This is a genomic window from Faecalibacillus faecis (assembly GCF_003024675.1).
Classification (GTDB): domain Bacteria; phylum Bacillota_I; class Bacilli_A; order Erysipelotrichales; family Coprobacillaceae; genus Faecalibacillus; species Faecalibacillus faecis.
The window spans coordinates 21,154-34,581 of the sequence record NZ_PYLP01000007.1 but is presented as its reverse complement, the minus strand read 5'-3'; the positions used below and the strand labels follow the sequence as shown (position 1 = coordinate 34,581).

Genomic DNA, 13,428 nt, shown 5'->3' with positions numbered 1-13,428 from the left:
AAATAAAAAATATTTTTTTATGTTATAATACCAATCAGAGGTGGAAATATGGAATATCAAGTTATTTTAGAGGATTTTCAAGGCCCTTTGGATTTATTACTTCATTTAATTAAAGAAAAAGAAATGGATCTACAAACTCTTGAACTTTCTGTCATTACAGATCAATATCTACAATACATACATATGATGGAATCATCACAACTTGAAATCATGTCAGAATATTTAGTGATGGCAGCACAATTAATTGAAATGAAAAGTAAGATGCTTTTACCTAAAGAAAAGGTACAAATTGATGATGAATACCAAGAAGATCCAAGAGAAGCATTAATTAAAAGATTGATTGAATATAAACGTTATAAAGATGTTCTTGAGGAAATTCAAGAAAAATATGAAAAACGTCAAGAAGTAATCATTAAACCAGCGGATAATATGGAACAATATGTTATGGATACTTCAACGATGATTCCTCAAGATTTAGAAGTCTATGATTTAATGAAAGCTATGCAAAAGATGTTTCAAAGAAAAGCTTTATCAAAACCTCTTGATACCCATATTTCTAAAAAAGATATTTCTATTGAACAAAGAAGTGATGAAATTAGAAAATTCTTTAAAGTAAGAGTGAATAAAAAAGTAAAACTTGAAGATTTATTTGAAAGAGGAGATCGTTATTACTTTATTGTGACATTTTTATCAATTTTAGTTTTAGCGAAAGATAAAGAAATAGAAATTAGCCAAGATGGCTTATTTAATGAAATATATGTGGAGGGAAAAGCTTAATGGAGAATTATGACCATATCATAGAAGGTATGCTTTATATTCGAGGAGATGAAGGACTCGATATTAAAGAAATCTCAGTTGTATTAGAAGTTTCTAAGAAGAAAGCAACAGAATTGATGGATGAATTTATTGAAAAATATGAACATAGAGGTTTTAATGGAATCCAAGTAGTCAATTTTGGTGGTAAATATAAGTTTGCGACCAACCCAGACTATTTCCCTTATTATCAAAAAATGGTAGAACAATCCAAAGCAAAACTTTCTCAAGCAGCTTTAGAAACATTGGCCATTGTTGCCTATAATCAACCGATTACCCGTTCAAAAGTAGAAGATATTCGTGGGGTAGGGTGTGATGCGATGATTCGTAAACTTCTTGCCAAAGCGCTTATTAAAGAAGTAGGAAGAGAAGAAAGTCCAGGACTTCCTATTTTATATGGAGTGACGGATGAATTTATGGATGCTTTTTCACTGGCTTCTTTAGATGAACTTCCTGAATTAGGGGATATTGTAGAAACTGAAAGTGATGAAGATATATTTGCGACAAGATATCAAGAAGGTGATTTAAGTGAAACTGATTAATCATTTGAAAACAATTAATAAACATAAATATTATGTGACAATGCTTTGTTTTAAATGTGGTCTTTATAAACAAGGAATCCTTCATGATTTATCAAAGTATTCACCAACTGAACTTAAAACAGGAGCTAAATATTGGGTAGGAACACGTTCCCCTAATTCTATTGAAAGAGAAACGATTGGTTATTCTTCCGCTTGGCTTCATCATAAAGGAAGAAATAAACATCATTGGGAATATTGGGTTGATTTTTCAAGACAAGGAGTCGTTCCTGCTAAAATGCCGACAAAATATGTTGTGGAAATGTTTTGTGATCGTGTTGCGGCAACGATGGTCTATCGTGGAAATGACTTTGATGTTTCTGCTCCTTTAGATTATTATAATAAAACACATGGTTATTATGTGATTCATGAAGAAACAGATGCAATGATTAAAGATATGTTAGTTCATTTATCTAAAAGTAATTTAGAAGAAACAATTGATTATATTAAAGAAACTTATTTATAAATTCTATGTTTTTGCATAGAATTTTTTTATAGAAATGATATAATAGTTATATTATATTTAAGGAGCTAGAAAATGAATTTTTTACATTTAAAATATTTGATAGAAGTTGAAAAATGTGAATCAATTTCCAAAGCAGCACAACATCTCTATGTAAATCAACCTCGTTTATCAAAAATAATTAAAGAAATAGAAGAAGAAGCCAATATTAAAATCTTTGAAAGACATAATAAAGGTGTTGTTCCTACTACAAAAGGAAAGGAATTCTTGATGCAAGCTAAAAAGATCGTTCAAGAAGTAGATTGTTTAAAAAATATGTATCAAGATGATCCCCATAAGCTTAATTTAGATATTTGTGTACCTCGTTCAAGCTATATATCGGAAGCGTTTATTGAATATTTGAAGATGGATAATAATATGAAAAAAGAATTGAATTTAAATTATCGAGAAACAAATTCGATTGATACAATTCAAAATGTTTATGATGGGGAAAATAATCTAGGAATTGTGCGTTTTCCAATAAGAGATCAAGATTATTATTTTAATATTTTAACTTTAAAAGAATTAACATATGAAAAACTGTTTTCATTTGATTATCAAATACTTATTTCAAATGATAATCCGCTTAAAGATCAAGAAATAAGTATTAAAGATTTAAAGAAACAAATTGAATTAAAACATGGAGATATACATATTCAAGATGGAAAACAAGAACATCATAAACAAATGAATATCTATGAAAGAGGAATTCAATTTGAACTTTTAAATGAAATTCCTGAAACTTATATGTGGGTAGCTCCTATTCCTAAAAAGCTTTTAAAACATAATCATTTTATTTTAAAAGAATGTAAAGATCAAAAAACACCCTATGTTGATTATTTGATTTATCGTAAAGGCTATGTTTTATCAAAAGAAGATCAAAATTTTATTAAATGTTTAAAAAAAGTGATCGAACAAGTAAAGTGAAAAAATGCACATGTAATGTGAAAAAAATAACTTGATATATAAAAAAAGGCATATCTCTATGCCTTTTTAGTATCTAACCAAAAGGAAATGTAAGTGATATCATTAAATGTAGGAAAAGAGGAGAATAAGTTATGCAAAGATTTACATTACCTAGAGATTTATATCATGGAAAAGGAGCGTTAGAAGCTCTAAAAACTTTAGAAGGAAAAAAAGCAATTGTATGTGTTGGTGGAGGATCAATGAAACGTAATGGTTTCTTAGATCGTGCTGTTAGCTATTTACAAGAAGCTGGAATGGAAGTTAAATTATTTGAAGGTATTGAACCAGATCCATCAGTTGAAACTGTTATGAAAGGTGCAGCTGTTATGGAAGAATTTAATCCAGATTGGATCGTAGCTATGGGTGGAGGTTCACCAATTGATGCGGCTAAAGCAATGTGGATTAAATATGAATACCCTGATATCACATTTGAAGATATGTGCAAAGTATTTGGTATTCCAAAATTACGTAAAAAAGCTCATTTCTGTGCAATCCCATCTACAAGTGGTACAGCTACAGAAGTTACTGCTTTTTCAATTATTACAGACTATAATAAAGGAATTAAATATCCTATCGCTGACTTTGAAATTACCCCAGATGTTGCTATCGTTGATCCTGATTTAGCTGAAACAATGCCAGTTAAATTAGTTGCTCATACTGGTATGGATGCAATGACTCATGCTATTGAAGCTTATGTTTCTACTGCAAATTGTAACTATACAGATCCACTTGCAATTCATGCAATTGAATTAATTCAAGCTAATTTAGTAAAATCATATAATGGAGACATGGATGCAAGAGATACAATGCATGATGCTCAATGTTTAGCAGGTCAATCATTTTCTAATGCCTTATTAGGTATTGTTCACTCAATGGCTCATAAAACAGGAGCTGCTTTCGTTGATCAAGGTGGACATATTATCCATGGTGCTGCCAATGCAATGTATTTACCAAAAGTTATTGCATTCAATGCAAAAGATCCAACAGCTAAAAAACGTTATGGTGTTATTGCTGATTATATGCATTTAGGTGGAGCTAACGATGATGAAAAAGTTACTTTATTAATTAAATATTTAAGAGGGATGAATGATGAATTAAATATTCCTCATGGAATTAATAAATATGGTGCAGATGGTATGCCAGCTGAAACTGGATTTGTTCCAGAAGATATCTTCTTAGCACGTGTTGATGAAATCGCAGACAACGCTATTGCTGATGCATGTACTGGATCAAACCCACGTATTCCAAATCATGATGAAATGGTTGCTCTATTAAAAGCATGCTACTATGATACTGAAGTAGATTTCTAGTATAAATAGAAAAGGAGATTTAAAATCTCCTTTTTAAATACAAAAAACAGGTGTTTAAATATATATAAATAAAAATAGCTTTTCCTTAAATATATATAATAGAAGTAGATAAAGGGGGTAGCTATTATGAAATATGCAATACTTGATGGTAAATTAACACACATTTCTAAAGTGAAAAAAGGAACGATTGCCAGAGAATTTGGCTATAGTGATCAATTAGTAATAGCTGTAGGCGGTCGGGAAAGAAAATACTGGAAATATCTAGATGTTAAAAGAACACGTTTATATCAAGCAGCATAGGAATAACATTGTTTATTCCCTTTTTTGTTGTATAATAGACTTAATGGAAGGATGAGAGAATGAAGTATAAAACAGATATTAAAAGAATATGTCATCTTGCTTGGCCGGCAATTATTCAAGAAGCAATGAATACGATTGTCACTTATGTAGATACGGCTATGGTCGGTGCCATGGGAGCAACAGCTTCGGCTGCAGTTGGTTTAACATCATCAGTTACATGGCTTCTAGGAAGCATTTCAGTCGCTTTTGGGGTTGGAATCTTAGCGGTATGTGCTCAAGCTGATGGCGCAAAAAATCATAAAAAGGTACAGATGACAGGACAACAAGCCCTTTTTATTTCCTTGGTTATAGGTTTATTAACGTCAATTATAAGTGTTATTATTGCACCATTTTTACCAGGTTGGTTAAATGGAGCAAAGGAAATAAGAAAAGATGCATCAATTTATTTCTTTATTGTTTCTTCACCTTTTATTTTTAGGACAATGATTATCGTTTTATCATCAACGCTTCGTGCAGTTAAAGATATGAAAACGCCGATGATGATCAATGTTTATATGAATTTAATTAATATTGTTTTAAATTTTATTTTGATTTATCCCACAAGAAAGATGTTTGGCATAACAGTATACGGAGCGGGACTTTCAGTTTCAGGTGCGGCCATTGCTTCAGCAATTTCTTATGTTGTTGGAGGCGTTATGATTTTTAGACATTATTATAAAAATCAAATTTTTGATTTTAAACATACCGGTTTCCATTTTCATAAACCATTATGTTTAGAATGTTTAAAAATTGCGACACCTGTTGTTATGGAAAGAAGTGTGATTTGTTTAGGACATGTTACTTTTGCTTCCTTAATTGCGAAACTAGGAGTTGTTCCTTTTGCGACACATACCATTGCCATTCAAGCTGAACAAGCTTTCTATGCACCGGGTTATGGTTTTCAATCGTCTGTAAGCACTCTTGTAGGAAATGCGGTAGGTGAAAAAGATAAAGTGAAAGTTAAACGTATGACTTATCTTACTTGTTGCATTACCTCAAGTATTATGTTGATGGCGGGAATTTTCTTATTTATATTTGCCGGTCATTTAATGGCTTTATTTACACCAGATCCACGCGTTATTGCTTTAGGAACAAGAGTTTTACGTATAGTTTCAGTAAGTGAACCTATATATGGTATTTTAATTATTTTAGAAGGAACATTTAATGGGATGGGAGATACAAAAGCACCTTTTGTTTTTTCTTTAATGACAATGTGGGGGATTCGTATTTTTGGTTCCATGTTGATGATCAATGTATTTTCGCTTGGACTTGAAAGTGTATGGATCATGATGGTTTTAGATAATGTATCAAGATGTTTATTACTTTCTACGCGTTTTCTATCAGGTAGATGGAAATATCGTGTTGATCAAAGATAGATAAGGAGGATAAAATGAAATATCAAAGATTTGAACAAACAATTATTGTAAGAATGGATAAGGGAGAAGATATTGTTAAACAAGTTAAAAACGTTGCTTTAAAAGAAAAGATTAAACTCGCCAGTATTTCAGCTCTTGGTGCCATTAATGAATTTACGGTAGGTGTTTTTAAAACAAAAGAAAAGAAATATTATGCCAATGAATTTAAAGGTGATTTTGAAATTGTTTCGCTTACGGGAACAATCAATACAATGAATGATGAATATTACAGTCATATGCATTTATCAGCGGGAAATGATCAAGGACAAGTATTCGGTGGACATTTAAATAAAGCTATTGTTTCTGCAACCTGTGAAATGGTTATTCAAATTATTAATGGAGAAGTAGATCGTTATTTTGATGAAGAAGTTGGTTTAAATTTATTGAAATTATAGGAGATAAAAAGATGGAATATTATAAATTACCACAAAGTGATTTGACAGTTTCTAAAATCGCTTTAGGATGTATGAGAATTAGTGGTAAAAGTGTAGAAGAAGTAGAAGAACTTGTAAAAACAGCATTAGATTTAGGAATTAATTTTTTTGATCATGCTGATATTTATGGTGGAGGAAAATCAGAAGAAGTATTTGGTGAAGTTTTAAAACGTCATCCAGAATATCGTGCAAAGATGATTCTTCAAACAAAATGTGGCATTGTACCAGGAAAAAGATATGATTTTTCTAAAGAACATATTCTTCAATGTGTCAATGATTCACTAAAAAGATTAAATACGGATCATGTAGAAATTTTATTGCTTCATCGCCCAGATGCTTTATGTGATCCTCAAGAAGTAGCAGAAGCTTTTGATGAACTTTATCAAGCAGGAAAAGTAAAATATTTTGGAGTTTCAAATCATACACCTTTACAAATTGAATTGTTGAAGAAATATTCAAAATATCCTTTAATTATTAATCAACTTCAATTATCGATTGTTCATTCAGTGATGATTGATTCGGGATTAAATATGAATATGAAAGAAGCTTTTGCTCAAGATAAAGATGGTGGTGTTTTAGATTATTGTCGTTTAAATGATATTACAATTCAACCATGGAGTTCAATTCAAGCTTCTTGGGCGGAAGGAACTTTTATTGATCATCCTGACTATCAAAAATTAAACGATGTTATGCAAGAAATTGCAAATAAATATCACGTAACAAAACCAACAATTGCGATTGCGTGGCTTTTAAGACATCCAGCTAAAATGCAACCGATTGTTGGAACAACATCACCTATTCATTTAAAAGAAATCAGTGAAGCTTGTAAAATACAACTTACACGTCAAGAATGGTATGATCTCTATCTTGCAAGTGATAAACCATTACCATAAGCCTTTAACGAGGCTTTTTTTATTGCTTTTTTCATGATAAGATAAAAGAAGAAATGAGATGGTAAATATGCAAAATATGAATTATTATTATGACTTTTCAGGACAAAAATTTGGTTATCCTCTAAGTTTAAGTATTAACCAATTTAATCGTTTAGCTTTTTCAAGACAATCAAGTTTAGAAATCTCTTATGTTTTAAAAGGTAGTTATGAAGTTATTACGGAAAGTATGTCAACACTTATTAAGAAACATGAACTTGTTTTAATTGCACCATATGATATTCATATGCTTAAAATGAATGAGCCTGAAAGTATTATTTTAACGTTACATATTGATTTTTCATATTTACCTCATTATATGGTAGGAGATATTGATCAAAGTTTTAAATCTTGTGTTTGTCGTAAAAATCAAAATGAAAAGTTACTTCTACAAATTCAACAACAACTTGGTATTTTATTACTTCATTTTATTCAAAAGAAAGATAATGTTTATTTATTGAATAAAGTGATTTCTCACTTAATCTATATCATTAGTGAGAATAAAGAATATTCAATAGAACAACTTCCTTTAACATCTAAAAATCATGAAAATTATATGAAAGCTATTCTTTTCATTGATCAAAATTATCAAAAAGATATTCATTTAGAAGATATTGCTAAGAATCTATCTTTTAGTAATTCCTATGCTTCACGTTTATTTAAAAGATATACAGGCGTCAGTTTTGTAAAGTATTTATCAATGGTAAGAATACGTCACTCTTTAGAAGCACTTCTTGCGGGAAAGGATTCAATTGATGAAATTGCTTTTCATTGCGGTATGACAAGTTCTAAAGCATATAGTCAAGCATTTAAAGAATTGTATGGAATTACTCCAAGTATCTATCGTAAACAATTTCAAAAGAATTTGAAGTATAATAAAGAACAACGTAAACAAAGGATGTCTTTAGATCAAAAACAAATTGAATTGATTCAACATCTTATAAATGAAAAGAGAATTTATCAAGATGAAAATCTTGAAATTACTAAAGAAAATGAGGAAATCCTTTATCATTATAAACAAATAGATCATGCTTCTTTAAAACAAGAAAAGAATGAATTAATGATAAAAATAAAAGAATAGTTGCTGACAAGGGCGTTAATTTGTCCTTGTTTTTATTTTTGTAGGACAAAAAATAGGTATAACTATCATTATATGATAACGTTTTCATTTTGTGCTTGTGATAAAATAAACATGAAGGAGAAAACATTATGAATAATCAATATCAACATTTATTTACCCCTATTCAAATAGGAAATACAACAATAAAAAACCGTATCTTTATGCCTCCTTTATCAACAAATCTTGCTGATAAAGGATACGTCACAGATGCCTTAGTAAAACACTATGAAGCCCGTGCTAAAGGAGGCGTTGGTTTGATTGTTACAGAAGTAACAACCGTAGAACCAACCTATACATATTTACCAGGAGATATGTCAATCTATGATGATTCTTATATCCCAGGATGGAAAAAATTAGTGGATGCTGTGCATCGATATGATACTAAAATCTTATCGCAGTTGTTTCATCCTGCTTATATGGCTTTTCCAATACCAGGAACACCACAATTAATAGCTCCATCAAATGTAGGACCTTATTATGCTAAAAGTGCACCAAGAGAAGTTACAAAAGAAGAATTAAAAGTACTTGTTAAACAATTTGGTGAAGCAGCGTTACGTTTTAAAAAAGCAGGTGGAGATGGTGTGGAAATCCAAGCAGCGCATGCTCATGGTTTACTTGGTGGTTTTTTAACACCTCTTTATAATAAAAGAACTGATGAATATGGTGGTGATATTCATGGAAGATTACGTCTTACTTTAGAAGTTATTGAAGAAGTAAGAAAACAATGTGGTAGAGACTTTATCATTGATGTACGTATTTCAGGAGATGAATACAGTGACGGTGGTTTAACACTTAATGATATGATCTATGTTTCTAAACAATTAGAAAAGGCGACTGTTGACTTTATTCATGTTTCAGGTGGAAATACTATTAAAAGAGGAAGCTCTATGCCTGCAAGTGGAACAGCACCAGCACCACATATGCATGCCAGTGAAGAAATCAAAAAACATGTTTCGATTCCAGTAGCAACGGTTTCTCGTATTAATGAACCATGGGTGGCGGATGAATTGATTGCTAACGGTAAAACAGATATTTGTATGATTGGTCGTCCTAATTTATGTGATAGCGAATTCGCTAATAAAGCTAAAGAAGGGCGTATTGATGATATTCGTCCATGTATTGGTTGTGGAAGATGTCTTACAGGAATCATGTTTGGAAAACCAATCAGTTGTACAGTGAATCCAGCTGTAGAAAAAGAAGAAATTGAAGAAGCATCCGTTAAGAAAAAAGTTCTTGTTATTGGTGGTGGACCAGCAGGGATGGAAGCAGCTTATGTTGCTAAAAAAAGAGGACATGACGTTGTTTTATGCGAAAAAACAGATCGTTTAGGTGGACAATTACTCATTGCTTGTGTACCTATTGGTAAACAAGAAATTACAAAAGTTGTAAAATATATGAAAAATCAATTAGAAGGTGTGGATATTCGTTACAATACAACGGTTACAAAAGAAATGATTGAAACAGAATTTAAAGATTATGAAATCATTACAACCGTTGGAGCAACACCAAAAGAAATAGAAGCTTATAAAGTGTTTAAACAAACAATGACAGCGGATGATATTTTATCAGGTAAAAAATTCCCAGGTAGAAAAATTGTGATTATTGGTGGCGGTTCTGTTGGTTGTGAAACAGCTGATTATTTAGCACCATTAATTAATGATTTATTCTCTACAAATAGAGATATTACTTTAATTGAAATGACAAATGGTCTAATGACAGGTGAATCAGGAGCAACCAAGAGTTTACTTACAAGACGTATGATGGAAAAAGGGGTTAAGATTGAACTTAATTCTAAAATTACTTACGTTGATGAAACAACAATTAAATATGAAAAAAATAATCAAGAATATGTTTTAAATGATGTGGATACTTTAGTGTTTGCGGTGGGATATCAACCAATTTCTTCACCAATTGAAAATGCCCATTTAATTGGTGATTGTCAAAAGGTTGGAACACTTAAAGATGCCATCAGTCAAGCATATCAAATAACAAGGGAGATATAATATGAAACTATTAGAACCGATTCAAGTTGGAAAAATGACATTAAAAAACAGAATTATGTTTCCACCTCTTACGACAGGATATGAAGAAAGAGATGGCTCTATTGGACAAAGAAGTTTAAGTTTTTATGAAAGACTGGCTAAAGGTGGCGTATCTTATGTTGTTATTGGAGATGTTGCTCCTGTTCGTACAGCTTCGCCAACACCAAAACTTTATAATGATGAACAAATTCCAGCTTTTAAACAATTAGCGGATACCTTACATCAATATGATTGTAAAGTCGCTTTACAAATCTTCCATCCAGAATATGATGTTCCTGGTGTTGGAAAAATGATTATGGAAGCGGGAATGGCTCGTCAAAAAGCGGCGCAGGCAAAAGAACAAGGAAACGAAGATGAAGCTTTAAAACAAACAGAAATTGCGCAAAAGCTTACAAAAGATGCGTATGCTAAACTTCATCATGATATGCAACACTTTGTAAGTGAAGCAAATCATGAACAACTTAATCAAATCAAAGAAAGTATTGCAAGTTGTGCTCATAAAGCGATGCTTGCTGGAATTGATGCCATTGAAGTGCATGGAGATCGTCTTTTAGGATCACTTTGTTCAGAAATTTTAAATCATCGCGAAGATGAATATGGTGGATGTTTTGAAAATCGTATTCGTTATGCTTTAGAAGTTGTTCAAGCCATTAAAGAAGCAGCCCCTGAACTTACGATAGAATATAAATTACCAATTGTTACTAAAAATGAAGATGGTACTTTTAGAGGTAAAGGTGGTTTAAAGGAAGAAGAAGGAATTGCTTTTGCTAAAAGACTTGAAGAAGTAGGTGTCGACATGATTCAAGTAGCTCAAGCGAATCATACAGGAAATATGGGAGATACCATTCCACCTATGGGAGATGTTCCTTATAATTGGACATTACCTGTTGCAAGAAAAGTAAAAGACGCTGTTTCAATTCCGGTAGCGACAGTCGGAAGAGTTGTAAGTGTTGAGGCTGGAGAAAAAATCTTAAATGATGGCGATGCAGATATTATTGGTTATGGACGTTCTTTACTTACAGATCCTGATATTGCTTTAAAGGTACAAAGGGGAGAATGTATTCGTGAATGTTTAAACTGTAATAAAGGCTGCGTGGATGCAATTCAAAATAGAAAATATATTTCTTGTGTTTTAAATGCAGAAAATGGTAATGAAGCTACAATGTCGATTAAAAAGACAGCCGCTCCTAAAAATGTTGTTGTAATTGGTGGAGGAATTGCTGGTTTAGAAGCGGCAAGAGTTGCAGCTATTAAAGGACATCATGTTACTTTATTTGAAAAAGAAAATAAATTAGGTGGACAAATCAATATCGCTGCTGTGCCACCACGCAAAAGTGAAATTTTAAGAAGTGTTGAATATTATGAAAAAATCTTACCTACATTAAATGTCGATATTCATTTAAATGAAGAAGTAAAAGATATTAATGATTATGATTATGCACTTCTAGCTATTGGAGCACATAACATGGAAATGCCTATTCCTCATAAAGAAAGCAACATTGTTTCAAGTTGGGATGTTTTAAATGGACAAGAAGTACAAGGTGCTTGTGTTGTTATCGGTGGTGGTCTTGTAGGTGCTGAAACTGCAGAATATCTTGCTAACAAAGGTCATCAAGTGACAATTGTGGAAATGATGGATAAAATTGCTGCAGGTGAATCAACAACTGTTTTACCATTAATGATGAAAGACTTTGAAAGTCATGGTGTTAAACAATATGTTAATACGAAAGTGGATCATATTGAAAATAATATTGTTTATACAGAAGATAAAGAAATTAAAGCAGATACAATTGTTAATGCTTTAGGTTCAAAGAAAAATATTTTTGTAGAAGAAAATATTCATATACCATTTGCTTATATTGGTGATTGTTCTGGTGAAAGAACAGCTGATATTGCTAGCGCCGTTAGAAGTGCATATCAAGCAGCAAATGCAATTGATTAAGGGACTTTGTTCCCTTTTTTCTTTATAAGATAATTTGACAAAAATCGAGGGGGGGGGGTACAATATTTACAAAATAAATCTTATTTTATATTATATAGTAAATAATAAAGAATCATCATGGGAGGGAAAAAATATGAATGAGCAAATAGGATTTAATCTAGAAGAAGTTTTACTTTTTATGAAAAGTGCGCCTGCCAATATCTTTTTTTAAGATACAGAATGTAAATATCGTTTTGCCTCAGAAATTTGTGCTCTTGTCAATGGTGGAAAAGAAAATAGTATTATTGGAAAAACAGATAAAGAAATTCAAAAAAATAAGGAATTAGGACAACTTTATTATGAAGATGATTTAAAAATTATTGAAACAGGAAAAGGCAGTGATTATATTAGTGAATTTCCTTTTGAAACAGGATCATTATATTATGAAATAAGAAAAAATCCTGTTTTTCATCAAGATAAGATTATTGGAATCATTGGAATCGTTACGGATGTAACAAAACAAATACGACTTGAAAAAGAATTAGAAGAGTTATCATTTACAGATAAACTAACGGGATTATATAATCGTAATTATATGGAAGTAAGAAGTAAAAACTATGTACGAAAAGATGATTTTCCAACAAGCTTGATTATGATCGATTGTAACTATTTAAAAGAAGTTAATGATCATTTAGGACATGAATATGGAGATTTATTATTACAAAGAATTGCTAATAGCATTCAAGAAACAATTTCTAAAGAAAGTATTGCAATTCGTGTAGGTGGAGATGAGTTTTTAATTTTATGTCCACATCATGATCATCAACAAGCTGAAAAGCTAATTGAACAATTGCAAGAAAGTTTTCATTCGAAGACAGATAATATTTTAAAACTTGATGCAGCCTTTGGCTATTATACAGCGATGGATGATACGTTACCATTTAAAGAAGCTTTTTATATTGCTGACAAAAATATGTATGCACATAAAAAAATAATTCATCAACAAAGAAATCATAAATGAGAGTAAATTTCTAAAAAATGAAATTACTCTTTTTTTAA

Annotated in this window: 13 protein-coding genes; all 13 read left to right on the top strand. The window is 31.1% G+C overall.

What is annotated here, in order from left to right:
* The first annotated feature begins 48 nt into the window (after positions 1 to 48).
* The 13 genes from C7U55_RS07075 to C7U55_RS13965 all read left to right on the top strand — a co-directional run bounded on the left by C7U55_RS07075 (position 49) and on the right by C7U55_RS13965 (position 13,390).
* Positions 49 to 777 carry a segregation and condensation protein A gene (locus C7U55_RS07075; RefSeq protein ID WP_106987967.1) on the top strand — a complete coding sequence of 243 codons (729 nt, stop codon included), beginning with the start codon at positions 49 to 51 and terminating at the stop codon, positions 775 to 777.
* Positions 777 to 1,355, top strand: a complete 579-nt coding sequence (scpB, locus tag C7U55_RS07070; RefSeq protein ID WP_106987966.1) for an SMC-Scp complex subunit ScpB — start codon at positions 777 to 779, stop codon at positions 1,353 to 1,355. The genes C7U55_RS07075 and scpB overlap by 1 nt, the downstream gene beginning before the upstream one ends.
* Entirely contained in the window at positions 1,342 to 1,857 is a 516-nt protein-coding gene (locus C7U55_RS07065; RefSeq protein ID WP_106987965.1) for a DUF5662 family protein, read from the top strand. The genes scpB and C7U55_RS07065 overlap by 14 nt, the downstream gene beginning before the upstream one ends.
* Positions 1,858 to 1,929: 72 nt before the next feature.
* Positions 1,930 to 2,820, top strand: coding sequence for a LysR family transcriptional regulator (locus C7U55_RS07060; RefSeq protein WP_106987964.1), 891 nt, complete (start codon positions 1,930 to 1,932; stop codon positions 2,818 to 2,820).
* Between the two features lie 131 nt (positions 2,821 to 2,951).
* Positions 2,952 to 4,169 (top strand): iron-containing alcohol dehydrogenase, encoded by a 1,218-nt coding sequence (locus C7U55_RS07055; protein ID WP_048924463.1) that lies wholly within the window; start codon positions 2,952 to 2,954, stop codon positions 4,167 to 4,169.
* 126 nt (positions 4,170 to 4,295) lie between these two features.
* Positions 4,296 to 4,469 (top strand): hypothetical protein, encoded by a 174-nt coding sequence (locus C7U55_RS13705; RefSeq protein WP_164488715.1) that lies wholly within the window; start codon positions 4,296 to 4,298, stop codon positions 4,467 to 4,469.
* Between the two features lie 59 nt (positions 4,470 to 4,528).
* Entirely contained in the window at positions 4,529 to 5,884 is a 1,356-nt protein-coding gene (locus C7U55_RS07050) for an MATE family efflux transporter (RefSeq protein ID WP_106987963.1), read from the top strand.
* Between the two features lie 14 nt (positions 5,885 to 5,898).
* Positions 5,899 to 6,318 carry a PPC domain-containing DNA-binding protein gene (locus C7U55_RS07045; protein WP_106987962.1) on the top strand — a complete coding sequence of 140 codons (420 nt, stop codon included), beginning with the start codon at positions 5,899 to 5,901 and terminating at the stop codon, positions 6,316 to 6,318.
* Positions 6,319 to 6,329: 11 nt separating this feature from the next.
* Complete coding sequence (locus C7U55_RS07040) at positions 6,330 to 7,250, top strand: aldo/keto reductase (RefSeq protein ID WP_106987961.1); 921 nt, start codon at positions 6,330 to 6,332, stop codon at positions 7,248 to 7,250.
* A gap of 67 nt (positions 7,251 to 7,317) precedes the next feature.
* Positions 7,318 to 8,367: a helix-turn-helix transcriptional regulator gene (locus C7U55_RS07035; RefSeq protein ID WP_106988034.1), complete on the top strand. Its 1,050-nt coding sequence runs from the start codon at positions 7,318 to 7,320 to the stop codon at positions 8,365 to 8,367.
* A gap of 128 nt (positions 8,368 to 8,495) precedes the next feature.
* The gene (locus C7U55_RS07030) at positions 8,496 to 10,409 is read left to right on the top strand and encodes an oxidoreductase (RefSeq protein WP_106987960.1); all 1,914 of its coding nucleotides are present in this window, start codon (positions 8,496 to 8,498) and stop codon (positions 10,407 to 10,409) included.
* Position 10,410: 1 nt separating this feature from the next.
* Positions 10,411 to 12,390 carry a bilirubin reductase, long form gene (gene bilR, locus C7U55_RS07025; RefSeq protein ID WP_106987959.1) on the top strand — a complete coding sequence of 660 codons (1,980 nt, stop codon included), beginning with the start codon at positions 10,411 to 10,413 and terminating at the stop codon, positions 12,388 to 12,390.
* A gap of 244 nt (positions 12,391 to 12,634) precedes the next feature.
* Positions 12,635 to 13,390, top strand: coding sequence for a sensor domain-containing diguanylate cyclase (locus C7U55_RS13965; RefSeq protein WP_106987958.1), 756 nt, complete (start codon positions 12,635 to 12,637; stop codon positions 13,388 to 13,390).
* The last annotated feature ends 38 nt before the right edge of the window (positions 13,391 to 13,428 follow it).

Coding starts and splice junctions, on each gene's coding strand:
- C7U55_RS07075 (WP_106987967.1), top strand. CDS start 49: ATGGAATATCAAGTTATTTTAGAGGATTTTCAAGGCCCTTTGGATTTA.
- scpB (WP_106987966.1), top strand. CDS start 777: ATGGAGAATTATGACCATATCATAGAAGGTATGCTTTATATTCGAGGA.
- C7U55_RS07060 (WP_106987964.1), top strand. CDS start 1,930: ATGAATTTTTTACATTTAAAATATTTGATAGAAGTTGAAAAATGTGAA.
- C7U55_RS07055 (WP_048924463.1), top strand. CDS start 2,952: ATGCAAAGATTTACATTACCTAGAGATTTATATCATGGAAAAGGAGCG.
- C7U55_RS13705 (WP_164488715.1), top strand. CDS start 4,296: ATGAAATATGCAATACTTGATGGTAAATTAACACACATTTCTAAAGTG.
- C7U55_RS07050 (WP_106987963.1), top strand. CDS start 4,529: ATGAAGTATAAAACAGATATTAAAAGAATATGTCATCTTGCTTGGCCG.
- C7U55_RS07045 (WP_106987962.1), top strand. CDS start 5,899: ATGAAATATCAAAGATTTGAACAAACAATTATTGTAAGAATGGATAAG.
- C7U55_RS07040 (WP_106987961.1), top strand. CDS start 6,330: ATGGAATATTATAAATTACCACAAAGTGATTTGACAGTTTCTAAAATC.
- C7U55_RS07035 (WP_106988034.1), top strand. CDS start 7,318: ATGCAAAATATGAATTATTATTATGACTTTTCAGGACAAAAATTTGGT.
- C7U55_RS07030 (WP_106987960.1), top strand. CDS start 8,496: ATGAATAATCAATATCAACATTTATTTACCCCTATTCAAATAGGAAAT.
- bilR (WP_106987959.1), top strand. CDS start 10,411: ATGAAACTATTAGAACCGATTCAAGTTGGAAAAATGACATTAAAAAAC.